A 24,386-nucleotide genomic window follows, 5' to 3' on the forward strand; every position below is an offset into this window, starting at 1 on the left:
TGGAAAGCCGGCTCCCGCAGTTGCTCATCAGTCGATCTGTCAGTGCTCCGGCTCGCCGTCAGCCAGCAAGGCAATTCCGCCAATGATCACCGCCACGCCCGCCCAGTGCAGCGCGCTGATGTGCTCACCCAGGCCCAGCCACGACCCCAGCAGCACCCCCACGAATACCAGCGAACTCAGCGGAAACGCCAACGACAGGCTGCTGCGGCGCAATATCAGCATCCACACGAAAAATGCGCCGATATAGCAGGCAATGGCTGCCCATACCCCGGGATTGAGCAGCATGTCGTGCAGCCATTGCAGGGTGAAATCCGTATTGCCCAACTGATCGCCGCCGACTTTGGTCGCGATTTGCCCTGCGCTTTCCAGGATGATCAGCAATGCCCACAGTACAACCGTACCCAGCCGCCCATGCAGCCATCCACTTTGTGGCGGATTCATCGGTTCAGAGTTTTGCATGATTAATCTCCTAAGCTCCGGCGATGCTGACCAGCAACACGCCGAGGGTAATCACCAGAGTGCCCATCCAGCGGCGACGGCTGACGTGTTCACCAAGAAACACCTTGCCGGCGAAGACCACGCCGCAATAGGCCAGCGCTGCGGCCGGAAACAACAAACTCAGCGGCGCCCGGGACAAGGCTTCAAGCCAGATGAAAAATTCGATCACGTAGGCAGCGATACCCGCCCACAGCATGGGAGCCTGGAACACCTGGCCCCAGAACGCGTTGAGGCGAAAGCCGCCTTCGAGTTCGGGTAACCGGTCGAGGCCGATTTTGAAACACAGTTGGCCGATCACATCGAGAACGATGGAAAACGCCACTAGCGCAATAACAGTCAAAGTCACGGAAACAGCTCCTCAAACAACGAAATCAGGGCTTTGTTGGTGGTTGAGTTGCGTAACAAATCGCTTTCGCTCCAGCGTTCTGGTGGCGGCTGATCTGACTTGGCCTCCCAGCGTTTGAACAGGTTGCTGTGTGGGGCCCTGGCGAAGTCGCCGCAGACGTCGATCCCCAGTACGCGCTTGCTGGTGGCCAGGGCGCGTATGGCGTGGAGCAGGTGGGTAAGACGCATGCCGCCCTGATCCCAGTTGGTGGCGGCGTCTTCGCTGGCCAGCACGTCTTTGTCGATGCTGATCCACACCCCTGTGGTGGGCAGGTTCTTGATTAGATTGTCGATAAAGGTGGGCCAGTCCTGATCGGCCAGGTTGCGCCAGTACAGGAGATTTTCGTGTTGCTCATGGCCTGCGCCATCGCCGATGCGGCCCCAGACTTTGGTGGGCGCATGGCGCCATGGAAAGAGTTGCAGAGCCCCGCTGCGCAGGGCCCCCAGGTTGGCGCCTTTGAACTGCGGGCTTTTCAGGTCATCGCTGCAGGGGCCAAGGGTGACGATACGCTTGATATTGTGCAGTCTGAGCGCCCGGTTGATCCATGAACCGCAATGCCGGCGGGGAGCAAAGCGCACCCAGTCGGGGTGGTTGTCGAAATGGATCAGGGTGACAGGCTCGCGCAGGTCTGCCAGCAGGGCCGGGGTCAGGTGATGATAATCACCGGAGCCGACGAAGAATATTTCAGGCCTGTGGGCCGCCCGCCTGGGACGTTCCTGCAGTAATTTGGCGAAGCGCTGGTAATTGCGTTCGGTGGACCACAAACGCAATTTCGGTCCCAGGGCCAGTAAATCCATACGGATCGCGCGACCATCGGCCAGCCGCAGCGCAATGGGCGCCTGGTGGGTCAGGCTGTGATCCAGATCGAGAATGTTCATGTGCTATGTACCCCCGTTTGTTCACCGCCGGGTCAGACCAGGCGGGCGTCAGGGGGTAAATGCAAGGGGCGGGCCAGAATTTCGGCGGGTGTGGATCTCTGCTGGAACGAGACAGCTTGCGATCCAGGCCCCCGGGTATTTCAAGTGCAGCGCGACGTTGCTACCGCCAGCAAGCTCGCTCCTGGCGATCAGTGCAAGCGCACCCAGACACTGACCAGTACGGTTGCGGCGATCAGCCAGGCCACGGCGGCCAGTGCCAAAGAGGCTTCAAGACGCATGCGATCCACCAGTACGTAAAGTGCTGCGAGGTAGACGAAGTAGGGAATGATCGACCACATGCCGAAGACGATGGTGGTTTTCAGGTCGTCCAGTGAGCGCCCTTTGCCGACGATGTAGTGGGCAATCAGGGCAAAAGTCGGGAACAGCGGGACCAGACCTGCGATGTAGTAGTTTTTGGTTTTTGCCAGCATCGCCAGGATGATTACCACGGCGGCGCCCAGTGCAGCTTTCAGAATTAAATCCATCAGTGAGCCAGCCCGTATTTTTTGACCTTGTCGAAGAGTGTGGTTTTGGCCATGCCCAACTCCTGGCTGGCCTGGGTCAGGTTGCCGCCACTGCGTTGTAGTGCATCGCTGAGCAGATTGCGCTCGAACGCCTCCACCGCTTCCGAAAAGCCCAGGCCCTGGGCGACGTTGCTGCCCGATTTCTTGAAGGCCGGCAGGCCCAAAGCAAAACGCTCGGCCACGTTGCGCAGCTCTCGCACGTTGCCCGGCCAGTCATGGCTCATCAGGTTGGACAGGGTCTGGTTATCCAGTTCAGGCGCCGTGCGGTCGAAACGCAGAGACGATTGCTGCAGGAAGTACTCGAACAGTTGCAGGATGTCTTCGCGGCGCTCGCGCAGAGGCGGCAGCTCGAGTGTCACCACATTCAACCGGTAATAGAGGTCGCTGCGAAACTGGCTGACTTTGCTCAGCTGATCGAGGTCGGACTTGGTGGCGGCAATCACCCGGCAATCGACATCGATGCTCTGGTTGGAGCCCAGGCGCTCCAGTGAGCGCTCCTGCAGCACCCGCAGCAGTTTGATCTGCAGGTTGAGCGGCATGCTTTCTACTTCGTCGAGAAACAGGGTGCCGCCGTCGGCATGTTCGATCTTGCCGATCCGACGCTTGCCGGCACCGGTAAAGGCATTGGCTTCGTGACCGAATATCTCGCTTTCGAACAGGTTTTCCGGCAGCCCGCCGCAGTTGAGCGCGACGAATTGCCGGGGCTGGCGACGGCTGAAGTCGTGCAGGCAGCGGGCGACCAGCTCCTTGCCGGTACCGGTTTCGCCCTCAATCAGCACGTTGGCCGAGGTATCGGCGACATTGGCGATCAATTCGCGCAATTGCTGCATGGCGGGCGAGCGGCCGATGATCCGGCCCTCAAGGGAATCACGCTCGGCCAGCTGCCGGCGCAGTGACCACACTTCCCGGGCCAGGCCGCGTTGCTCCAGGGCCCGGCGTGCGATATCGACCAGGCGTTCAGGAGAAAAAGGTTTCTCCATGAAGTCATAGGCGCCATCGCGCATGGCGCCCACGGCCATGGAAATATCGCCATGCCCGGTAATCAGTACCACCGGCAGGCTGCGATCACGGGCCTTGAGCCGTTTCAGCAGCTCCAGACCATCGATCCCGGGCAGGCGGATGTCACTGATGACAATGCCGGGGAAGTTGTCCCCGACCATTGCCAGGGCTTGTTCAGCACTGCTCACGCCTTCGCTGCGAATATCTTCGAGCGCGAGCGCCTGCTGGCATCCGAGCAGGACATGGGGGTCGTCTTCGACAATCAGGACGGTCAGCTCGTTATTCATATCGGCTCGGCCTTAGCGGGTTGCAACAGCGGTAATAAGAGGACAAACGCAGCACCACCGGTGGCCGGGAACTCGACGCTGAGGCTGCCGCCGGCAGCGGCGGCCAGGCTGGCCGACAGGGTCAGGCCCAGGCCCAGACCCTGCTCGCCGGGTTTGGTGGTGAAGAAGGGTTCAAACAGGTGTTTTCGGCTTTCAGGGTCGATGCCGGGACCGTTGTCACGTACTCGCAGGCGGTACTTGCCGTCGCCGGGCTCGCCTTCCAGCCACAGCTTTTTGGGGGCTGCCTGGTCCTGCATGGCGTCCAGAGCGTTGCCAATCAGGTTGACGAGGATCTGTTCCAGCCGGGTCTGGTCGATCTTGAGCTGGACATCGCTGAAATCGCGCTGCAGTTCAACTCCGGCTGCTTCCAGGCGAAGCGCGAGCAGTTGCAGGGTCGCCTCCACTGCCTTGCCCAGGCTGGCCTGGCCCTGGTCATCGCCGCGTCGGGCAAAGGAGCGCAGGTTGGCAGTGATGCGGCCCATGCGGTCCACCAGATTGTTGATGGTGTTGAGATTGTCCGCCGCTACCTTCAGGTCGCCGCGCTGGAGAAACCTTATGGTGTTGCCCGACAGTGTGCGCAAGGCGGCCAATGGCTGATTCAGTTCATGGGCAATGCTGGTGGACATTTGACCGATGGCGGCCAGTTTGCCGGCCTGGACCAGTTCGTCCTGGGCCCGGCGCAGGGTGTCTTCGGCCTGACGGCGCTCGCGAATCTGGCCCTTGAGCCGTTCGTTGCTGGCACGCAGGTGGGCGGTGCGCTCCGTGATTTTGCGTTCGAGCTGGTTATTGGCTTCTTGCAGGGCTTCGCGGGCCGCAAGCCTGGTTGCTATCACTTTGCGCCGCTCATTCCAGGCAATCAGCAAGAAGGCCAGCAGGGCAAAGGCCACGGCCACCAGCATGCCCTGATTGGCAGCTTCGCGGCGCAAGTCTTGTAATGGGGTGAGCAGGGTTATTTCCCAGGGCGTGTCGTTGAGCTTGCGGGTCTGGGCCAGATAGCTGACTTCCTTTTCATCCTTGGCCAGTCCGCTACTGGCGGCAAAGGTGACGGTTTCTACGCCTTCGGCCAGATGCTCACGTTCCACAGGTTGCAGCTCATTAAGCGGCCACCAGTAATACTGCAGGCTGCGCGCCAGTTGCTCTTTGGTGTCGGCGGTCAGGGGGCGGACCGATTTCAGGCGGCGGGTCGGATCACTCGACAGAATGATGATGCCGTTTTCATCGCTTACATAGGCTTCGAGCCGGGCGCGTTGCCAGCGCTCCTCAAGGGCTTCGAGGCGGACTTTGATCACCGCAACGCCAATGATTTTGCCTTGTTCTTCCAGACCGTGGGCCAGGTAGTAGCCCGGCTCGCCGGAGGTGCTGCCAATGCCGTAAAAACGTCCCGGCTGACCGCGCACTGCGTCTTGAAAGTAGGCCCGGAAAGACAGGTCTTCGCCCAGGTAGCTGTCGGCGTCGCGCCAGTTACTGGTGGCCATTACCCGGCCCGTGGTGTCCAGTACATAAATGGCACGGCTGCGGCTGCGGCGGTTCAGACCTTCGAGGTATTGATTGACGGTAACCCGGTTCTGCGCGGTCGGATCTGCCAGCAAATGCGAAACACTGGACTCCAGCTCCAGCAGGCTGGGCAGGTAGGTGTATTTGCCGAGCTCACTCTCGACAGTGCGTGCATGGAGTTCAAGTTGGCGCTCACCGTTCTCGCTGAGGCTGCGGATGCCAAAGTGTTCGCTGACGCGATAGCCCGCGTAGCCCAGCCCGATGGTTAGCAGCAGGATGAGCGGGGGTAACAGCAAATGGCGGAGCAGACGAGGTTTCACGGCAAGTGAAGGCGGGGCACCGCGATAAATAGTGGGGTCGCATTTCATCACAGATGCCTTGGGTCAACCACTGCGCAAGAGCAGCCGATTAACAGAAATCTCCTGTAGCAGCGAGCTTGCCTCGCGATCTTTTGGAAGATCGCGTGACCAGCCCGCTCCTGCAAGGAATGGTGCTGCTTAGTGCTGCAGGATTTTGGCGAGGAAGTGTTGCGCACGCTCGGAACGGGCCGTTACATCACCGAAGAACTCTTCTTTCTCACAGTCTTCGACGATTTTGCCCTGGTCCATGAAGATCACCCGGTTGGCGACCTTGCGTGCAAAGCCCATTTCATGGGTGACGCACATCATGGTCATGCCTTCGTGGGCCAGTTGCACCATCACGTCCAGTACTTCGTTAACCATTTCCGGGTCGAGGGCCGAGGTCGGTTCGTCAAACAGCATGACGATCGGGTCCATGGCCAGTGCGCGGGCAATGGCTACGCGCTGTTGCTGGCCGCCGGAGAGTTGTCCCGGGTGCTTGTGGGCATGTGCCGAGAGGCCAACGCGTTCCAGCAGTTCGAGGCCCTTTTTGGTGGCTTCTTCCTTGCTGCGCCCCAATACCTTGATCTGCGCGATCGTCAGGTTTTCGGTGATGGTCATGTGCGGGAACAGTTCGAAATGCTGGAACACCATGCCCACCCGCGAGCGCAGTTTTGGCAGATCGGTCTTCGGGTCGGCAATCGAAGTGCCATCGACCACGATGTCGCCTTTCTGGAACGGTTCCAGGGCGTTGACACACTTGATCAGGGTCGATTTACCGGAGCCGGACGGGCCGCAGACTACAACCACTTCGCCTTTTTTGACTTCAGTACTGCAGTCGGTCAGTACCTGGAAGTCCCCGTACCACTTGTTGATGTTCTTGATCGAGATCATACGGCAAACCTTTTTTGCAGACGCTTGACCAGCAGCGAGGCGGAAAAGCTGATGATGAAATACACCAGACCGGCGAAGATCAGGAACTCATTGGAGCGGCCGATGATGTCGCCACTGGAGCGCGAGGCATTGAGGAAGTCCACAAGGCCAACCGTGTAAACCAGCGAGGTGTCCTGGAACAAAATGATGCTCTGTTGCAACAGCAGCGGGGTCATTTTGCGAAAGGCCTGGGGCAGGATGATCAGGCGCATGGCCTGGCCGTAACTCATGCCCAGCGCTTTGGCTGCGCCCATCTGGCCTTTGGGAATGGCCTGTACGCCGGCCCGCACGATTTCGCAGAAGTAGGCGGCTTCGAACATGACGAATGCCACCATGCATGATTCGAATGCACCGATCGGGGTGTCTTTGCCGGTGATCCAGCGCAGTACGAACGGGACCGCCAGGTAGAACCAGGTAATGACCAGCAGTAGCGGGATGGAGCGGAAGTAGTTCACGTAAGCGCCGGCCAGGTTGGCCAGCCACTTGCTGGACGACAAACGCATCAACGCCAGCACGGTGCCCAGGGCAATACCGCCGATAACGCCCAGGACCATGAGTTTCAAGGTCATGAGCATGCCGTTCCACAGGCCCGGCAGGGCAGGAACAATCCCGCTGAAATCGAAGAAGTCCATTATTTGCCCCCCAATGACATCAGGCCGGGCACCGCGACTTTCTTCTCGATCAGGCGCATCAGCAACATCAGGCTCATGTTCAGGGTGAAGTAAATCAGCGTGGCCAGGGTGAAGGCTTCAAACAGGTTGGCGGAAAACTCTGCCGTCTGTTTGGTTTGCGCCAGCAACTCCATCAAACCGATCAGCGATGCCACAGACGAGTTCTTGAACACGTTCAGGAATTCGGAGGTGAGCGGTGGAATGATGATTCGGTAGGCTTGTGGCAGCAGCACGTTCCAGTAGATCTGCGACAGGCTGAAGCCCATGGCGCGCGCGGCGGCTTCTTGCCCGTGGGGCAGGGCCTGAATACCGGTACGTACTTGTTCGCAGACACGGGCGGCGGTGAACAGACCCAGACACACGACAACGCTCAGGTAGGCCGAGGTGGTCGGGTTGAGGTCTTGCTTGTACCAGTCCTGCAGGTTCTGCGGCAGCAGGTCGGGTACCAGGAAGTACCAGATAAACAGCTGAACCAGCAGTGGTACGTTGCGGAAGATTTCCACGTACACCCCGGCGATGCCGGCTACCAGGCGGTTTGGCATGGTGCGCATGACGCCCAGCATCGAACCCAGTATCAGTGCAACAATCCAGGCGACAACAGCGATCGCAATGGTCCAGCCCAGACCGGAGATAAACCAGTCGAGATATGTCTCGCTGCCTATGCCGGTGGACTTGAAGAACACGCTCCAGTCCCAGTTGTAATTCATGCAGGGTCTCCCCTCAGATGGGTCTATAAAAAAGCACTTGCTTCAGGGAATCCGTTCTCACCCGACAGGGTCCGTCAGGCACACCGAGCCCGCTCGATCATCAGGGGTTCGAGTGTTCTCTAATGCAGTAAGAAGCAGTACAGCCGGTGAACAAGACTTGTGAGCGCGTTCAATCGCGCTCACAAGTCGCCTCAGCCAGGGATCAGGCCGCTGGTTTTTCTTCAGGTGCCGGCTTGTCGTTCGGGTTGGCGATCAGCTCTTTGAGCTCTTTGCTCATCGGGAAGTCGAGGTTCAGACCTTTTGGCGGGATAGGGGACTGGAACCATTTGGCGTAGGATTTATTGACGTCGCCAGACTTGTAGTAAGTGATGATGGCGTCATCCACGGCTTTCTTGAAGTCAGGATCACCTTTACGCAGCATGCAGCCATAAATTTCGTACGACTGTGGCGTGCCGGTCACGGCCCAGTCTGTTGGCTTCTTGGCCTTGGCCATTTCACCGGCCAGCAGTGCGTCATCCATCATGAAGGCTACAGCGCGGCCCGACTCAAGCATGTTGAAGGCTTCGCCGTGGTCTTTTGCCGAGATCACGTTCATGCCCATCTGCTTGTCGGCGTTCATCGCCTTGAGGATGCGCTCCGAAGTCGTGCCCGCGGTGGTGACCACGTTTTTGCCTTTCAGGTCAGCGAAGTCCTTGTAAGGCGAGTCCTTTTTGGACAGCAGACGAGTACCGATTTCGAAGATGCCGACCGAAAAGTCTACTTGCTGGGCGCGTTCCGCGTTGTTGGTGGTGGAACCACACTCAACGTCAACGGTGCCGTTCTGCACCAGCGGGATGCGGGTCTGGGAAGTGACCAGGTTGTACTTGACCTTGAGGTCGGGCATGTCGAGTTGCTTTTTCAGCCCTTCGACGATTGCCAGTTGCACATCATGGGAGTAGCCAACCGGCTTGCCGGAGCCATCAGCGATGTAAGAGAACGGGATGGAGGAGTCACGATGCCCGAGGGTGATGGTGCCGGATTCTTTGATTTTCTTCAGTGTGCCGGTCAATTCGGCTGCAAAAACTGGAGTGCTAATCAGAGCTGCAGCAATAGCTGCGCTCAAAAGTTGCGGAACGATGCGCATCGATGTTTCCTCGACATTGTTTTTTTTATTGAGCCCGTTTGCGGACCCTTTTTGTACTAGGAATAGCCCAACAGGCTTGAGCACTGTTTAAGCATTCGGCTCAGAGTGTAGAGCATGAGTCGTGCCAAACGCGTGAATAATGCTCATCTATATGATTTGTAAGGATTTTTTAATATTTCAAGAATGGCTGTCGATAGGGAATGCCCGGAAAGCCGAATCAATGTGGGGCTTGCCGTTCGGAAAACCGAATGAAACCGGGCTGTAGCAGCGAGCCTGTTCGCGATGAAGGCAATCCGGTTGTCAGAAAACCGGGGAGGGTACCTTCGCGAGCAGGCTCGTTCATGCCGCGCGTCATGCCATCAAGCGGCTGCTACCTTGCGATGCTTCAAGTCCAGTGTGGCCATGTATTGCGCCAGGTGTTCCTGCTCTTGGGCCGTGGTGAACAAGCCGAGCTTGGTCCGGCGCCACAGGATGTCCTGTGCATCCAGTGCCCATTCCTGTGTGCACAGGTAGTCGACTTCACGACTGTAGAGACCGCTGCCGATATGCTCACCCATATCGTCCAGCCCTTGCGCACCGTCCAGCAGGTTCCATGAGCGGCTGCCATAGGTGATTGCCCAGCGCTTGGCAATGGCAGCATCCAGCCAGTTGTATTTGCTGGTCAGGGCAGCGCTCAGGGCTTGCGGGGTAGTCATGTTTTCGCCACCCGGCAGGGTGGCCTTGGCGGTCCAGCTTGGCTTGATCTGAGTAAAGTACGGCGTCAGTTGGGCCATGGCCGATTCAGCCAGCTTGCGGTAAGTGGTCAGCTTGCCACCAAACACCGACAGCAAAGGTGCTTCGCCCGGCACGCCGGACAGTGCCAGGGTGTAGTCACGGGTGACCGCAGACGGGTTGTCCGACTCGTCATTGCACAGCGGGCGTACGCCGGAGTAAGTGCGCAGAATGTCGGCACGGCTCACTTGCTGTTTGAAGTGGGCGTTGACCACGTTCAGCAGATAGTCGGTTTCCTGTTCGGTGATGCTGACTTTGGCCGGGTCACCGGTGTATTCGCGGTCAGTAGTACCGATGATGGTGAACTGGTCCATGTACGGAATGGTGAACACTATCCGTTGGTCTTCGTTCTGCAGGATGAAGGCGTTGGGTGCGTCATACAGCTTCGGAACGATCAGGTGGCTGCCCTGAATCAGGCGAATGCCGTATGGCGAGTCCAGCTTGAGATCGTCTTTGATGAACTTGGCCACCCAGGGCCCGGCAGCGTTGACCAAAGCCTTGGCGCGAATCGAAAACAGGCTGCCGTCAGCGCGCTCAAGATTCAGCTCCCACAAGCCTTTGCTGCGACGAGCCCCGACGCAGCGGGTCTGGGTGTGTACATGCGCACCTTTTTCCCGCGCAGCCATGGCGTTGAGTACTACAAGGCGTGCGTCATCCACCCAGCAGTCCGAGTATTCGAAGCCTTTGGTGATTTCTGCTTTTAACGGGCTGTCGGTACCGAACTTGAGGCTGGTAGAACCGGCGAGCTTTTCACGCTTGCCCAGGTGGTCATACAGGAACAGGCCGGCACGGATCATCCATGCCGGGCGCAGGTGCGGGCGATGGGGCAAGACAAAGCGCATGGGTTTGACGATATGCGGGGCTTTTGCCAGCAACACTTCGCGCTCGGCCAGGGCTTCGCGCACCAGGCGGAACTCGTAATGCTCCAGGTAGCGCAGGCCACCATGAATCAGCTTGCTGCTGGCGGACGAGGTGTGACTGGCCAGATCGTCTTTTTCGCAAAGGAACACAGACAAGCCTCGACCGGCAGCGTCTGCCGCGATCCCTACCCCGTTGATTCCACCGCCAATGACGGCGACATCGTAAACCTCGGCGAGGGGAGTGGCAGGCAAGGTGGTCAGGGACATATGTAGGCCTCGCGTTCTTTACGCATATTTGAATTCGAACATTAATGTTCATTTTCGAAAATGGTAGCGGATAAAGGCCGACAGAGCCAGCGCGCTTCGATTGAAAAAACTCATCGAAGGAGGGGGAAAGGAAGAATTTCGAACATTTTAGCGCGTGGGCCAGTTGCCTCGCGATTCACGCGAGGCATGCATGGGCCTGGCCGTGCTGTCATCGCGAGGCACACTCGCTCCTGCAGGAGTTTGTGCGGTGTGGTGTTAAACCACTTCCAGGCGGATTTTGTACTGGGCGAGCAGTTGCGCAAGTTCCGGGACCGGCGGCTGGTCGGTGACCAGACAATCGATCAGGCTGATAGGCCCGAGGCGGACCATCGCGTTGCGCCCGAATTTACTGGAGTCAGCGGCGAGAATGGTCTGTCGGGCATTGGCGATGATGGCCTGGGAAACACGCACTTCCTGATAATCGAAATCCAGCAGGCTGCCGTCTGAATCGATGCCGCTGATACCGACCAGTGCAAAGTCGAACTTGAACTGGTTGATAAAGTCGACGCTGGCCTGGCCCACGATACCGCCATCGCGGCGCACGTTGCCGCCAGCTATCAGCACTTCAAAATCATCCTTGGCGCTCAGGATTGAAGCGACATGCAGGTTGTTAGTGATGATTTTCAGGTGATTGTGGTTGAGCAGCGCCCGGGCAATGGATTCGGTAGTGGTACCGATATTGATGAAAATCGAGGCGTGATCGGGAATCTGGGCGGCGATGGCTTCGCCAATACGGCGTTTTTCATCGCGCATCTGGTCGGCGCGCATGGCGTAGGCGGTGTTTTCAACGCTGGAGTCATAGGCGGCGCCACCGTGATAGCGACGCAACAGGTCGGCTTCTGCCAACTGATTGATGTCGCGACGGATGGTCTGCGGTGTAACGACGAACAACTGAGCCATTTCCTCGATGCTGACATAGCCACGTTCGCGAACGAGTTCGAGGATCTGCTGTTGGCGTGGAGGCAGATTCATGGAGTTTCCTTTGGGCGGCGAAGCAAATTCGCCCATCATGCCGCAGGAAAGCGCCGCCTGCTACTCGCAGGTGCCATGAACCATAGGCGTAGCAGCGAATACCAAAGGTATCCGCTGCTCGCGTATCAGGGCGTGTTTAGTTGCTTTCTTCGTGGGGTTCCCAGTCACGAGTACGGCTCACGGCCTTTTTCCAGCCCGCGTAGAGCTTCTCTTTGCAAGCATCCTCAAGTGCAGGTTCGAACTCGCGTTCAATCACCGCCTTGCCGCGCAACTCTTCCAGGCTGCTCCAGAAGCCGCAGGCCAGACCGGCCAGGTAGGCCGCGCCCAAGGCAGTGGTTTCACGCATTTGCGGACGTTCAACCATGGTGCCGAGAATGTCTGCCTGAAATTGCATCAGGAAGTTGTTGGCGACAGCGCCGCCATCTACGCGCAAGGCCTTGAGGCGTTCGCCCGAGTCTTGCTGCATGGCATCCAGTACATCGCGTGTCTGGTAGGCAATCGACTCCAGTGCGGCACGGATGATGTGATCCACGCGGACACCACGGGTCAGACCGAACAGTGCGCCACGGGCATACGGGTCCCAGTAAGGAGCCCCCAGGCCGGTGAACGCAGGTACCAGGTACACGCCATTGCTGTCTTTGACCTTGTTGGCGAAGTATTCGGTGTCATGGGCGTCGTTGATGATTTTCAATTCATCACGCAGCCACTGCACTGTGGAGCCGCCGTTGAACACAGCGCCTTCCAGTGCGTAGGCCACTTCGCCTCGTGGGCCGCAGGCAATGGTAGTCAGCATGCCGTGAGTCGACTTGACGGCCTTGGAGCCGGTGTTCATCAACAGGAAGCAGCCAGTGCCGTAGGTGTTTTTGGCCTGGCCCGGCTCAACGCACATCTGACCGAACAGCGCGGCCTGTTGGTCTCCGGCAATACCGCCAATGGCGATGCCGCTTTTGGTACGCCCGTAGATCTCTGAAGACGATTTCACTTCAGGCAGCATTTCGCGAGGGATATCCAGCACTTCCAGCATCCTGGCATCCCAGTCCAGGGTATGGATGTTGAAGAGCATGGTGCGCGAAGCATTGGTGTAGTCGGTGACGTGGGTTTTGCCGCCGGTAAATTTCCAGATCAGCCAGCTGTCGATGGTGCCGAACAGCAGTTCGCCATTACGTGCGCGCTCGCGGCTGCCTTCGACGTTGTCGAGGATCCACTTCAGCTTGGTGCCGGAGAAGTACGGGTCGGTCACCAGACCGGTGGTGTCGCTGATGTATTGCTCGTGACCGTCGCGCTTGAGCTGCTCGCAGATCTCGGTGCTGCGCCGGCACTGCCAGACAATGGCGTTGTAGATCGGACGCCCGCTGATTTTGTCCCAGACAACCGTGGTTTCCCGCTGGTTGGTGATGCCGATCGCCGCAACCTGATCATGATGCAGGCCGGCTTGAGCCAGGGCTTCGACCATGACCGCGCTTTGGGTGGCAAAAATTTCCATCGGGTCATGTTCGACCCAGCCTGGCTGCGGATAGTGCTGTTGAAACTCGCGTTGCGCGGTGCAGACCACGTTTGCGTCACGATCGAAGATGATCGCTCGCGAACTGGTGGTGCCTTGGTCCAGCGCAATGATGTAGTTCTTATTCTGAATGTCGGTCATTTGATTGCCTTGCAGAATGAAGTAATGGGTTCAGGGCGCGAGAAAGTTATGGGCAGTAGTCTCGTGCGCCCCGTTTCATAAGTCGATATCAGGAAGCCTGGGTTTTTACCTCTGCGATGGCTTGGGCGTCCGTTGCCACGGGTTCGTCAGCAGGCAAGTGGCGGGCAATCATCCCGCGATATATGGCTGCGCCGAGGCAGGCACCCACGATCGGGGCAAAGATTGGAATCAGGAAATAAGGAATGTCGCGCCCGCCAGTAAGCGAAATGTCACCCCAGCCAGCCAAGAAAGTCATCAGCTTGGGCCCGAAATCACGCGCAGGGTTCATTGCAAAACCTGTCAGCGGACCCATCGAGCTGCCGATTACCGCAATCAACAAGCCAATCAGCAACGGCGCCAATGGGCCGCGGGGCAAACCGTTCTTGTCATCGGTCAGGGCCATGATCACGCCCATGAGGATTGCGGTAATGACCATTTCGACGAGGAAAGCTTGCAAGGTCGAGAGTGCAGGGTGTGGATAGGTCGAGAACACCGAGGCCAGTTCCAGGCTTGCCTGGCTGCCGCGAACCATTTGATGGGTTTGTTCGTAATCGAAAAATAAATTGCTGTAGAGCGTGTATACCAAAGCCGCTGCGCAAAAGGCTCCCGCGACCTGGGCGATGATGTAGAAGGGAAGTTTGCGCTTGTCGAAATCGGTAAACAGACAGAGTGCGATGCTGACGGCGGGGTTCAGGTGCGCACCGGAGACGCCCGCAGTCAGGTAGATCGCCATGCTTACCCCAACCCCCCAGATGATGCTGATTTCCCACAGGCCCAGGCTGGCACCGCCTACCTTGAGGGCCGCAACACAACCTGTGCCGAAGAAGATTAGCAGCGCGGTGCCGAGAAACTCGGCCATGCACTGGCCTGAAAGTGTGGGGTGCCGGGTAGCAGTCGTCATTTTAAACCTCGTTTTTGTTGTTTTTTTACGTTGTCAGTCCGGGTTGCCAATGGGGCTGTATTAAAACCGGAGCGTCTCGATCCGGGTTTTTCAGGCCTGGGTAACAGAATGGCTGAAATGCTCGGGTATATTCATATTCGAAAAAATATAGACAAGAAACACTGCTGTCAAAGGTCGAAAGTGAACGCTCAGCCACATTCTGACTTTTTACCGCAGGTTTGGTACTTATTTTTGTGTAAGCAAAGAACACAAATTGGTAGGTTCGAGTTTAACGTTTCAGCTTGATGGGGCGCTGAAAGGCCTGCTCCAGCGCCTTTTTGCCGTGCAATAGCCTAATATTCGGGCTTGGTTTACTTCGTCCGATTCCTGACTGGAGCTGTCATGACGCCTGCACTGGACCTGCTGAAAAAAGTTCGCGCCGAACACCGGGTACACAGCTACGAACACGACCCCAAGGCCGCGTCCTATGGGTTGGAAGCCGCGGAAAAGCTTGGTCTCACGCCGGCGCAGGTGTTCAAGACACTGTTGGCCAGCAGTGAAAAGGGTGAGCTGCTGGTGGCCGTTGTACCGGTCGTCGGAAGTCTCGATTTAAAAGCGCTGGCCCAGGCGGCTGCGGTCAAGAAAGTCGAAATGGCGGACCCTGCGGCAGCACAGCGTGCGACGGGGTATCTATTGGGCGGCATCAGTCCGCTGGGGCAGAAGAAACGCCTGCGTACCTTTATTGATCAAAGTGCACAGGGTTTTGCGACGATTTTTGTCAGCGCCGGTCGACGCGGACTGGAAGTGGAACTGGCGCCTGCGGTACTGGCAGAGCACACCCAGGCAATCTTTGCGCCTGTGGGGCGTATCTGAGGGGGTTGCAGGAACCTGCTTGCCCCGCGAGCTCTTCGTTATTGCGTTGAAAAGCTCGCTCATGCGGGGTTTTGCAGTTCAAAAATGTGGGATCTGGTCTGGCAGCGACCGCTTAACCAGTTGTACTGAAACGTCTTACGCCAGACTCGGTGTGTTGAATTTGCGCAGCCGTGCTGCCGCTGGTCTGGAACATCACCAGATGTTCGGCTGCAACGCGAATGCCGACTTCTGCTCCCGGCAAGTGATCGGCATGGCTCGGGAAAATCGACTCCAGCTGGCTGCCGGTAGGCAGTTGCAGGCGGTACAGGGTCGATGCGCCCAAAAAGGTTTTGCCGATAATTCGCGCCTTCAGCTCACTGTCCGGGGCGTAGACGATATCGTCCGGACGCAGTAGCACATCAACTGCACCTCCGGTCGGCCAGGTGTAGGCACGATTGCCTCGTAATACGCCCAGCTCGGTTTGTACCGACTCCGGGCTCAGCAACTGCCCGCGAATGAAGTAACCCTGACCTATAAAACTCGCAACAAACGGCGTCAGAGGCTCGTGGTAAAGGTTGTAGGGGGTATCCCACTGTTCAAGGCGGCCTTCCTTGAAGACGCCGACATGGTCGCTGACAGCGAAGGCTTCTTCCTGATCGTGGGTTACCAGAATTGCGCTGGTGCCACGGGCTTTCAGGATGTCGCGCACCTCATGGCTGAGCTTGCGCCGCAGTTCGCCATCGAGGTTGGAGAAGGGCTCGTCAAGCAGTAACAGCTGTGGCTCGGGGGCCAGAGCACGGGCCAGAGCGACCCGTTGCTGCTGGCCGCCGGAAAGCTCGTGGGGGAAGCGTTTGCCAAGGTTCTTGAGGTTGACCAGTTCGAGCAGCTCTTGGGTTACGCGCTCTTTGTCAGGGTGTTTGCGGATGCCGAACGCGATGTTGTCGGCCACGCTTAGATGCGGAAAAAGAGCGTAGTCCTGAAACACCATGCCGATGCGACGTTTCTCGGGTGCCAGTGTGAAACCGGCACTGGAGATGACTTCGCCGGCCAGCTGGATTTCACCCTGGTGTACGGGTTCGAAGCCGGCAATAGCGCGCAACGTAGTGGTTTTCCCGCACCCCGAGGAGCCAAGCAGGCAGCCAATGTCCCCTGCATTGAGATGCAGGTTGAGGTTTTGCACCACGCTCTGGCCCTGGTATCCACAGGCCAGGTCGCGCAGGTTGAGCAATAGCGGCTGGCTCATACGGGTTGGTACGCCGGTTGAACGAGAAATTCGAGCAGTGCTTTCTGCGCGTGCAGGCGGTTTTCGGCCTGATCCCACGCGACAGAGCGCTGGTCGTCCAGCAGGTCGAGGCTGATTTCTTCACCCCGGTGCGCAGGCAGGCAGTGCATGAACAGCACATCTTCGGCGGCAAGGTCGAGCAGGGCGCGGTTGACCTGATACGGTGCAAACAGCTTTAAACGCTTGGCCGTTTCTTCTTCCTGACCCATCGAGGTCCAGACGTCAGTACTCACCAGATGGGCGCCCGCTACAGCCTCACGGGGATCGCGGACGATGGTTACGCGATCCCCGGCCAGGGCCACGAACCCGGGGTTGGGCTCATAGCCTTCAGGGCAGGCCACACGCAGCTGGAAGTCGAACTGGATCGCCGCTTCTATATAGCTGTTGCACATGTTGTTGCCATCGCCGATCCAGGCCACGGTTTTGCCTTTGATCGAGCCGCGATGTTCCAGGTAGGTCTGCATGTCGGCCAGCAGTTGGCAGGGGTGCAGATCGTCCGAGAGGCCGTTGATGACCGGTACCCGGGAATTGGCTGCGAATTCGGTCAAGGTGCTGTGGGCAAAGGTGCGGATCATGACAGCGTCAAGCATGCGTGACATGACAATGGCGCAGTCGCCGATCGGCTCGCCACGACCCAACTGGGTATCGCGTGGGGACAGGAAGATGGCCTGACCGCCAAGTTGAATCATGCCGGCCTCAAAAGACAGTCGGGTACGGGTCGATGATTTTTCGAAAATCATTCCCAGAACGCGGTTCTTCAGGGGTTCGAAGAGTACGCCGCGCTCGCGCAGGTCCTTGAGCTCGATACCGCGACGAATCACGCTGAGTAGTTCTTCGGGCGTGCAATCCATCAGGGAGAGAAAGTGCCTTGCGCTCATCATAAACTACCTTTTTTGCAACGATCGCAGATGCTCAAAGCCGGGTTTTTCGGAAAAACGGGCGAGACCTGCGGCGAAAGCCGCACGGGGCGACGGAAATAGGGGAAGGCGCGATCTTATAAGGAAATGTCGCGTCTTGCCAATAAGGGTCGTGCGTTTAGAGGTTCGAGCGAGACTTGCGCTATATGAGCGCCAGGCTTGAACCACCATCGAGTGGTTTGCCTCACCTCAGCGGCCCATTTGTACACTGCCCTCAGGCTGCTTGGCAATTGTGTGCCATGTTGGCGCTGCTCCGCAGGTGGGAATTCGGACTATTGTCTGTCGGGGAGACCGAGCGTCAGGCCCGGCTTTCCGTTACAATGCGCAACCGTGCCGACAACTGAGTCGGAAAGTTCAGCCGAGGTGCTCCATGGATATCATCGAAACTATTAAAGAACAGATTGCTAACAACACCATTCTGCTCTACATGAAAGGCTCCCCGAACGCCCCGCAGTGCGGCTTTTCGGCTAAAGCTGCGCAAGCTGTCATGGCCTGCGGTGAGAAATTCGCTTACGTGGATATCCTTCAGAATCCTGAAATTCGCGCCAACCTGCCGAAATACGCCAACTGGCCAACTTTCCCGCAGCTGTGGGTAGGTGGTGAATTGATCGGCGGTAGCGACATCATGACCGAGATGGCAGCAGACGGTTCTTTGCAGTCGACGATCAAAGCCGCTGTAGAAAAAGCCGCAGCGAGCAAGACTGAAGCGTGAAGACAATCGCCACGGTCACTTTTAGTTAAGTGACCGTGCATAAAAAGCCCCGCTCCTGATTAAACAGGGCGGGGCTTTTTTATTGAGCCGTGGCGTGTTGGTTATTCACCCATTTGCGACTGCAGGTAATTCTCAATCCCTACTTTGTCGATCAGGCCCAGCTGTGTTTCCAGCCAGTCGATATGCTCTTCTTCAGATTCAAGAATATCTTCCAGAAGTTCACGGCTGCCAAAGTCACCTACAACTTCGCAGTGTGCGATCGCGGTCTTGAGATCGGCGTGGCCGGTCCTTTCGATGCGCAGGTCGCACTCCAGCATTTCTTTTGTGTGCTCGCCGATGTGCAGCTTGCCCAGGTCTTGTACGTTTGGCAGGCCTTCAAGGAACAGGATGCGCTTGATCAGTTTGTCCGCGTGTTTCATCTCGTCGATGGACTCGTGGTACTCGTGTGCACCCAACTTCTCCAGGCCCCAATCCTGATACATGCGTGCATGCAGGAAGTATTGGTTGATAGCGACCAGTTCGTTGCCGAGAATTTTGTTGAGGTGCTGGATGACTGAAATGTCGCCTTTCATGGCTAGGGCCTGCCTTAAGTAACCGTATATAAGGCAGAGTTTGATCCGCGTACTTACGACTGTCAAACCTAAGTGTTTGAATAATAAATGAAAATTAATCGGAATAAGAATGTTTGTGTTCCGCGTCTTGGTCCTAAGCGCTTGAATTTTAGACATAAAAAAACCGGACATTAAGTCCGGCTCTTCAAAATTCTCGATTCAGGCGACTGAAAATTCCGCCGGATAACTCATCACAGACTGGCTGGCTTGCAACGAGGACAGGGTTTCACGAACCACTTGCTTGGCCAGGCAGGCACATTTGCCACATTGGCTTGCGACACCCGTCGCTTCACGCACTTCACGGTAGCTGCAGCAACCGTCGTAGATTGCGTCGCGGATTTTTCCATCGGTGACGCCAGTGCAAAGGCAAACGTACATAAATAAGAACCATCGCTGGTTGGGATTCAATGCGAAGGATCTTAATGCTAACGAGAATGATTGTCAAAGTACCTTGAGTCTCAATCAGGCCTTGGCGGTCCTGTAGTGACGAACGGTACGAGTCGAGAGTTTTTCGGGGGGTGAAAAAGGGTTAAGGCCGGTTCGGACGAGCGGTGTATGATGGACGGTCATTTTTTCCGCGAGAGCTGGTTTCAAGGCTGTTGTTTCACGATGGCAGCCTGGCCGGGTCCCGTTTTTCACGTTGCACACCAGGAGATATCCAATGAGCGTACTCGTAGGCAAACAAGCCCCTGACTTCACCGTCGCAGCCGTACTCGGCAATGGCGAAATCGTTGACAGCTTCTCGCTGTCCACTGCCATCAAAGGTAAATATGGCCTGGTGTTCTTCTACCCGCTGGACTTCACTTTCGTTTGCCCGTCCGAGCTGATTGCTCTGGATCACCGCATTCCTGAGTTCCAGGCGCGTAACGTTGAAGTGGTAGCCGTGTCCATCGACTCCCATTTCACTCACAACGCATGGCGCAACACGCCAGTGAACAATGGCGGCATCGGCCAGGTGAAATACACCATGGCAGCCGACATCAATCACGCAATCTGCAAGGCTTATGACGTTGAAACCGAAGGCGGCGTTGCTCTGCGTGGCGCATTCCTGATCGATGACAAAGGCGTTGTTCGCTCCCAGATCGTTAACGACCTGCCACTGGGCCGTAACATGGATGAGCTGCTGCGTCTGGTTGACGCTCTGCAATTCCACGAAGAGCACGGCGAAGTTTGCCCTGCCAACTGGAAGAAAGGCGACAAAGGCATGACTGCTTCGACTGCAGGCGTTGCTGCTTACCTGACCGAGAATGCTGACCAGCTGTAAGGGTCTGCTTCAGGCATAAAAAAACCGGACCCTGGGTCCGGTTTTTTTATGGGGTGAAGTAAGCCTTGACCACAGGATCAGTCGTTGAAGTCTTTCCAGCCACCCATTTGTTTCCAGCGGTTAACAATGCCGCAGAACAGCTCGGCGGTCTTTTCAGTGTCATAGCGTGCCGAGTGAGCTTCACGGCCGTCAAAGTCGATATCGGCTGTTTGACAGGCTTTGGCCAATACCGTCTGGCCGTATGCCAGGCCTGCCAGGGTGGCGGTGTCGAAGCTGGAGAACGGGTGAAACGGGTTGCGTTTCATGTCCAGACGCGCGACAGCTGCGTTGAGGAAACCCAGGTCAAAGCTGCTGTTGTGACCCACCAGAATGGCGCGTTTGCAGCCGTTGGCTTTCAGGGCTTTACGCACGCCACGGAAGATGTCGGTCAGGGCCGTTTCTTCGCTGACAGCCATGCGCAACGGGTGATCAAGCTTGATACCGGTAAATTCCAGTGCCGCAGCTTCGATGTTCGCGCCTTCAAAGGGTTCAACACGGTGGAAATAGGTGTGTTCGGGATACACAAAGCCTCTTTCATCCATGCCGATGGTGACCGCTGCAATTTCCAGCAAGGCATCAGTGGCGCTGTTGAAACCGCCGGTTTCAACATCGATTACGACCGGCAGATAGCCGCGAAAACGCTCGGCCATCGGGTGGCGTGAGCCGCCGCCATGACCGCCTTCGTGTTCGTCATCATAATGGTCGTCACTCACAGCTGTTCCTCCAGCAGGCGCCAGCGCAGTTTTTCACCGGCGCGCAGCGGAATTACGGTCAGCTCGCCGAATGGCAGACTGGTTGGGGCGGTCCACTCCTGGCGAACCAGGGTGATGTGTTCGGTACTGGGGGCCAGTCCGTAGAAACGGGGGCCGTTCAAGCTGGCAAAGGCTTCCAGTTTGTCCAGCGCGTTACGCTGTTCAAATGCTTCGGCATACATCTCGATGGCTGCGTAGGCGGTGTAGCACCCGGCACATCCGCACGCGGCTTCTTTGGCATGCTGGGCATGGGGCGCCGAGTCTGTGCCCAGGAAGAACTTCTCGCTGCCGCTCGTGGCCGCATCCAGCAGGGCTTCCTGATGGGTGTTGCGCTTGAGGATCGGCAGGCAATAGAAGTGCGGGCGAATGCCGCCAACCAGCATGTGGTTGCGGTTGTAAAGCAGGTGGTGAGCCGTAATGGTTGCGCCTACGTTAGCCGAAGCTTCATTGACGAACTGCACTGCATCTGCGGTGGTGATGTGCTCGAACACGACTTTGAGGGTCGGGAAGCGATCAACAACGCGGCGCATATGCTCGTCGATAAAGATTTTTTCGCGGTCAAACACGTCGACGTTGGCGCGGGTAACTTCGCCGTGTATCAGCAAGGGCATGCCGACTTCGGCCATGACTTCAAGGACCGGGAAGATCGCATCGATGCTGGTCACGCCAGAATCGGAGTTGGTCGTGGCGCCAGCCGGATACAGCTTGGCGGCGTGCACGAAGCCACAGGCCTTGGCCGTGCGGATGTCTTCAGGCTGGGTACGGTCAGTGAGGTAAAGCACCATCAGCGGCTCGAAACGGCTACCAGCCGGGCGAGCAGCCAAAATGCGCTGGCGGTAGGCATCTGCTTCGGCGGCATTACGCACCGGAGGTACCAGGTTTGGCATGATGATGGCGCGGCCAAAAGTGCGCGCCACATCTGCGACAGTGTGGGGCAACACAGCACCATCGCGAAGATGTATATGCCAGTCGTCGGGACGCAGCAGGGTCAGGCGGTCAGACATTGGGAATTCCAGGCGGGTCAAACTGATGCGAATGCTACCGGAAAAGACTCTCTCAGGCACTCGCTATCAAGTTTTGTCGCGGCTAACCGATATACGAAGGGTCTGCGGTAAACCGACGGACTGTTTTTTTGCAGTACAAGGCTGTGGAGGCTGCGGTGCGCCAGTGTTATTTCATTCTGCTCGGCATGTTTGCCAGCCTGCCAGCCATGGCCCTGACTTTTCAGACTCGACTGGAGAATATTGAGTGGAAGGTCGAGGGCGACAAATTTGAATGCCGGCTGATCCAGCCGATTACCGATTTCGGTTCGGGAGCCTTCGTGCGCCGTGCAGGTGAACAGGCCGTATTTCGCCTCAATGCCTACAACTCAATGCTGGGTGAAGGTTCTGCAACCTTGCTGGCAGCCGCTGCACCGTGGCAGCCGGGTCGGGGTGACATTGATCTGGGGCCGGTGCGCATCGGGCGCGGCCACATACTTTTCAACAGTTCGCAGGCCCAGGCAGGGCGCTTGTTTCGTGGCCTGCTGGAAGGCCGTAGCCCCCTGGTGAGGCATTACTCGCCTGCCGGCGGTTTGTCGGAGGTTCGTTTATTGCCGGTCAAGTTTCGCCAGGCCTACGGCGATTATGAGGCCTGTACTACAAAGCTGTTGGCCAAAAACTTCGAGCAGGTGCGCCAAAGCCAGATCGGATTTCCAGACGGTGGCATCGAGCTGGACATCAAGGCCCGGACCAATTTGCAAGTCATGCTCGACTACTTAAAGGCAGACCCTACGGTCAACCACCTCATCCTTGACGGCTATTCAGACAATAGCGGCAATCGTTTGACCAATCGTGAGTTGTCGCGGCGCCGGGCCCTGGCGGTGATGAACTACTTCAAGGAAAACGGCATGCAAGAATCGCAGATGACGTTGCGCTTCCATGGCGAACAATACCCATTGGTGCCTAATACCAGTGCCAGCAACCGCGCTAAAAACCGTCGTGTGAGCGTGCGTATGGAGCGTGTGCCCGAGCCCGGAAAAGCCGCCCCGTCAGCCAGTGTGGCGAGTTTGGGTACGGCGTCCTGAGTTGCGACGACTGGTCGCCTTGTTGAAACTTACTGTCGCTTTGTCGTCTTAACGTGTCGCGCCTCTGTAATTTCTCGCACTTGAGCGGTAGACTGTTCGGCTTTTCGAACAACCCGTGGAGTGATGGCATGGCGGACGTAAACAAGGTCGTTCTGGCTTATTCGGGCGGCCTGGACACTTCGGTGATCCTCAAGTGGCTGCAGGATACTTATAACTGTGAAGTCGTAACCTTCACCGCTGACCTGGGTCAGGGGGAAGAGGTCGAGCCTGCACGCGCCAAGGCGCAAGCCATGGGCGTCAAGGAAATCTATATTGATGACCTGCGCGAAGAGTTTGTTCGAGACTTCGTGTTCCCTATGTTCCGCGCCAACACCGTTTACGAAGGCGAGTACCTGCTGGGTACTTCCATCGCACGTCCGCTGATTGCCAAGCGCCTGATCGAAATCGCCAACGAAACCGGTGCAGATGCCATCTCCCATGGCGCGACAGGCAAGGGTAACGATCAGGTTCGTTTCGAACTGGGTGCCTACGCACTGAAGCCTGGTGTGAAGGTAATTGCGCCATGGCGTGAGTGGGATCTGCTCTCCCGTGAAAAGCTGATGGATTATGCTGAAAAGCATTCCATCCCGATCGAGCGTCACGGCAAGAAAAAATCGCCGTACTCGATGGACGCCAACTTGCTGCACATCTCTTACGAGGGCGGCGTGCTGGAAGACACCTGGACCGAGCACGAAGAAGACATGTGGCGTTGGACCGTCTCCCCGGAGAAAGCGCCTGACACCCCGCAGTACCTGGAACTGACCTACCGCAACGGTGATATCGTCGCGCTGGACGGCGTTGAAATGACCCCGGCTACAGTCCTGGCGACCTTGAACCGTATCGGCGGCGAGCACGGCATTGGCCGTCTCGACATCGTTGAAAACCGTTATGTCGGCATGAAGTCCCGTGGCTGCTACGAAACTCCGGGCGGCACCATTATGCTGCGCGCTCACCGTGCCATTGAGTCGATTACTCTGGACCGTGAAGTTGCACACCTGAAAGACGAGTTGATGCCCAAGTACGCCAGCCTGATCTACACCGGCTACTGGTGGAGCCCTGAGCGCATCATGCTGCAACAAATGATTGATGCTTCCCAGGCTCACGTTAACGGTGTAGTTCGCCTCAAGCTGTACAAAGGCAACGTGATCGTTACCGGTCGTAAATCTGATGAATCGTTGTTTGATGCAAATATTGCAACATTCGAAGAAGACGGCGGCGCTTACAACCAGGCTGATGCTGCTGGATTCATCAAGTTGAACGCCTTGCGCATGCGTATTGCTGCGAATAAAGGCCGTAAACTGTTCTGATATATGCACACATGAAAAAACCCGGCCTTCAGGCCGGGTTTTTTTTGCTCTGCCTGAAGTGTCGTTGTCAACATCAGAGGTATACACATACATGTCTTTGCGGGTAAAAAACTTGCGGCATAGTTTGAATTAATCAGAAACAGATTAATGTTTTCTGATGT

25 protein-coding genes are annotated in these 24,386 nt (G+C 57.2%); 5 read left to right on the forward strand and 20 right to left on the reverse strand.

Annotated features, from left to right (window positions below):
• Positions 1-39 precede the first annotated feature (39 nt).
• The 14 genes from FEZ21_RS08225 to FEZ21_RS08290 form a co-directional block, all read right to left on the reverse strand.
• Complete coding sequence (locus tag FEZ21_RS08225) at positions 40-459, reverse strand: EamA family transporter (protein ID WP_003443230.1); 420 nt, start codon at positions 457-459, stop codon at positions 40-42.
• A gap of 10 nt (positions 460-469) precedes the next feature.
• On the reverse strand, positions 470-844 hold the full coding sequence (locus tag FEZ21_RS08230; RefSeq protein ID WP_003443228.1) for a hypothetical protein: 375 nt from the start codon (positions 842-844) through the stop codon (positions 470-472).
• Positions 841-1,761 (reverse strand): arginase, encoded by a 921-nt coding sequence (locus FEZ21_RS08235; protein WP_160626853.1) that lies wholly within the window; start codon positions 1,759-1,761, stop codon positions 841-843. The genes FEZ21_RS08230 and FEZ21_RS08235 overlap by 4 nt, the downstream gene beginning before the upstream one ends.
• Positions 1,762-1,949: 188 nt before the next feature.
• Positions 1,950-2,276 (reverse strand): GlpM family protein, encoded by a 327-nt coding sequence (locus tag FEZ21_RS08240; protein ID WP_177412970.1) that lies wholly within the window; start codon positions 2,274-2,276, stop codon positions 1,950-1,952.
• Between the two features lie 8 nt (positions 2,277-2,284).
• On the reverse strand, positions 2,285-3,610 hold the full coding sequence (locus tag FEZ21_RS08245; protein ID WP_003443222.1) for a sigma-54 dependent transcriptional regulator: 1,326 nt from the start codon (positions 3,608-3,610) through the stop codon (positions 2,285-2,287).
• Positions 3,607-5,511, reverse strand: a complete 1,905-nt coding sequence (locus FEZ21_RS08250; protein WP_003443220.1) for an ATP-binding protein — start codon at positions 5,509-5,511, stop codon at positions 3,607-3,609. The genes FEZ21_RS08245 and FEZ21_RS08250 overlap by 4 nt, the downstream gene beginning before the upstream one ends.
• A gap of 129 nt (positions 5,512-5,640) precedes the next feature.
• Positions 5,641-6,375, reverse strand: coding sequence for an amino acid ABC transporter ATP-binding protein (locus FEZ21_RS08255; RefSeq protein WP_003443218.1), 735 nt, complete (start codon positions 6,373-6,375; stop codon positions 5,641-5,643).
• Entirely contained in the window at positions 6,372-7,046 is a 675-nt protein-coding gene (locus tag FEZ21_RS08260; RefSeq protein WP_003443216.1) for an amino acid ABC transporter permease, read from the reverse strand. Before FEZ21_RS08260 ends, FEZ21_RS08255 begins: the two co-directional genes overlap by 4 nt.
• The gene (locus FEZ21_RS08265; protein ID WP_003443214.1) at positions 7,046-7,792 is read right to left on the reverse strand and encodes an amino acid ABC transporter permease; all 747 of its coding nucleotides are present in this window, start codon (positions 7,790-7,792) and stop codon (positions 7,046-7,048) included. The genes FEZ21_RS08260 and FEZ21_RS08265 overlap by 1 nt, the downstream gene beginning before the upstream one ends.
• Positions 7,793-7,994: 202 nt before the next feature.
• Positions 7,995-8,915: a glutamate/aspartate ABC transporter substrate-binding protein gene (locus FEZ21_RS08270; protein ID WP_003443212.1), complete on the reverse strand. Its 921-nt coding sequence runs from the start codon at positions 8,913-8,915 to the stop codon at positions 7,995-7,997.
• Positions 8,916-9,274: 359 nt separating this feature from the next.
• Positions 9,275-10,813 carry a glycerol-3-phosphate dehydrogenase gene (glpD, locus tag FEZ21_RS08275; protein ID WP_003443204.1) on the reverse strand — a complete coding sequence of 513 codons (1,539 nt, stop codon included), beginning with the start codon at positions 10,811-10,813 and terminating at the stop codon, positions 9,275-9,277.
• A gap of 255 nt (positions 10,814-11,068) precedes the next feature.
• A complete protein-coding gene (locus FEZ21_RS08280) occupies positions 11,069-11,824 on the reverse strand; it encodes a DeoR family transcriptional regulator (RefSeq protein ID WP_003443202.1) in 756 nt (251 codons plus the stop codon).
• 136 nt (positions 11,825-11,960) lie between these two features.
• Positions 11,961-13,466 (reverse strand): glycerol kinase GlpK, encoded by a 1,506-nt coding sequence (glpK, locus tag FEZ21_RS08285; protein ID WP_003443190.1) that lies wholly within the window; start codon positions 13,464-13,466, stop codon positions 11,961-11,963.
• Between the two features lie 88 nt (positions 13,467-13,554).
• Positions 13,555-14,406: an MIP/aquaporin family protein gene (locus tag FEZ21_RS08290; protein WP_003443188.1), complete on the reverse strand. Its 852-nt coding sequence runs from the start codon at positions 14,404-14,406 to the stop codon at positions 13,555-13,557.
• Positions 14,407-14,787: 381 nt separating this feature from the next.
• Here FEZ21_RS08290 and ybaK point away from each other — a divergent pair, with 381 nt between their 5' ends.
• Positions 14,788-15,258: a Cys-tRNA(Pro) deacylase gene (ybaK, locus tag FEZ21_RS08295; protein WP_010655659.1), complete on the forward strand. Its 471-nt coding sequence runs from the start codon at positions 14,788-14,790 to the stop codon at positions 15,256-15,258.
• Between the two features lie 112 nt (positions 15,259-15,370).
• Here the strand turns inward: ybaK and FEZ21_RS08300 are convergent, their stop codons facing one another.
• Together FEZ21_RS08300 and argF are read right to left on the reverse strand one after the other, a co-directional pair.
• On the reverse strand, positions 15,371-16,480 hold the full coding sequence (locus FEZ21_RS08300; protein ID WP_003443186.1) for an ABC transporter ATP-binding protein: 1,110 nt from the start codon (positions 16,478-16,480) through the stop codon (positions 15,371-15,373).
• A complete protein-coding gene (argF, locus tag FEZ21_RS08305) occupies positions 16,477-17,397 on the reverse strand; it encodes an ornithine carbamoyltransferase (protein ID WP_003443185.1) in 921 nt (306 codons plus the stop codon). The genes FEZ21_RS08300 and argF overlap by 4 nt, the downstream gene beginning before the upstream one ends.
• Positions 17,398-17,806: 409 nt before the next feature.
• Between argF and grxD the strand changes: the two genes are divergently transcribed.
• Complete coding sequence (gene grxD / locus FEZ21_RS08310) at positions 17,807-18,148, forward strand: Grx4 family monothiol glutaredoxin (protein WP_003443184.1); 342 nt, start codon at positions 17,807-17,809, stop codon at positions 18,146-18,148.
• A 101-nt stretch (positions 18,149-18,249) separates the two neighbouring features.
• On the opposite strand, the gene bfr is transcribed toward grxD, so the two are convergent.
• Positions 18,250-18,720, reverse strand: coding sequence for a bacterioferritin (bfr, locus tag FEZ21_RS08315; protein ID WP_003443183.1), 471 nt, complete (start codon positions 18,718-18,720; stop codon positions 18,250-18,252).
• A 198-nt stretch (positions 18,721-18,918) separates the two neighbouring features.
• Positions 18,919-19,137, reverse strand: a complete 219-nt coding sequence (locus FEZ21_RS08320; RefSeq protein ID WP_003443182.1) for a bacterioferritin-associated ferredoxin — start codon at positions 19,135-19,137, stop codon at positions 18,919-18,921.
• 283 nt (positions 19,138-19,420) lie between these two features.
• Between FEZ21_RS08320 and FEZ21_RS08325 the strand changes: the two genes are divergently transcribed.
• Entirely contained in the window at positions 19,421-20,023 is a 603-nt protein-coding gene (locus FEZ21_RS08325; protein WP_003443181.1) for a peroxiredoxin, read from the forward strand.
• A gap of 77 nt (positions 20,024-20,100) precedes the next feature.
• On the opposite strand, the gene rnt is transcribed toward FEZ21_RS08325, so the two are convergent.
• Both rnt and pyrC read right to left on the reverse strand, forming a co-directional pair.
• The gene (gene rnt, locus FEZ21_RS08330) at positions 20,101-20,775 is read right to left on the reverse strand and encodes a ribonuclease T (protein WP_003443180.1); all 675 of its coding nucleotides are present in this window, start codon (positions 20,773-20,775) and stop codon (positions 20,101-20,103) included.
• Positions 20,772-21,818 carry a dihydroorotase gene (gene pyrC / locus FEZ21_RS08335; protein WP_127196123.1) on the reverse strand — a complete coding sequence of 349 codons (1,047 nt, stop codon included), beginning with the start codon at positions 21,816-21,818 and terminating at the stop codon, positions 20,772-20,774. The genes rnt and pyrC overlap by 4 nt, the downstream gene beginning before the upstream one ends.
• A gap of 155 nt (positions 21,819-21,973) precedes the next feature.
• On the opposite strand from pyrC, the gene FEZ21_RS08340 reads away from it, so the two are divergent.
• Positions 21,974-22,879 carry an OmpA family protein gene (locus tag FEZ21_RS08340; protein ID WP_127196204.1) on the forward strand — a complete coding sequence of 302 codons (906 nt, stop codon included), beginning with the start codon at positions 21,974-21,976 and terminating at the stop codon, positions 22,877-22,879.
• A 128-nt stretch (positions 22,880-23,007) separates the two neighbouring features.
• Positions 23,008-24,225 (forward strand): argininosuccinate synthase, encoded by a 1,218-nt coding sequence (locus FEZ21_RS08345; protein ID WP_003443176.1) that lies wholly within the window; start codon positions 23,008-23,010, stop codon positions 24,223-24,225.
• The last annotated feature ends 161 nt before the right edge of the window (positions 24,226-24,386 follow it).

Source organism: Pseudomonas sp. 9.1(2019), from assembly GCF_009910445.1.
GTDB classification, from domain to species: domain Bacteria; phylum Pseudomonadota; class Gammaproteobacteria; order Pseudomonadales; family Pseudomonadaceae; genus Aquipseudomonas; species Aquipseudomonas paraversuta.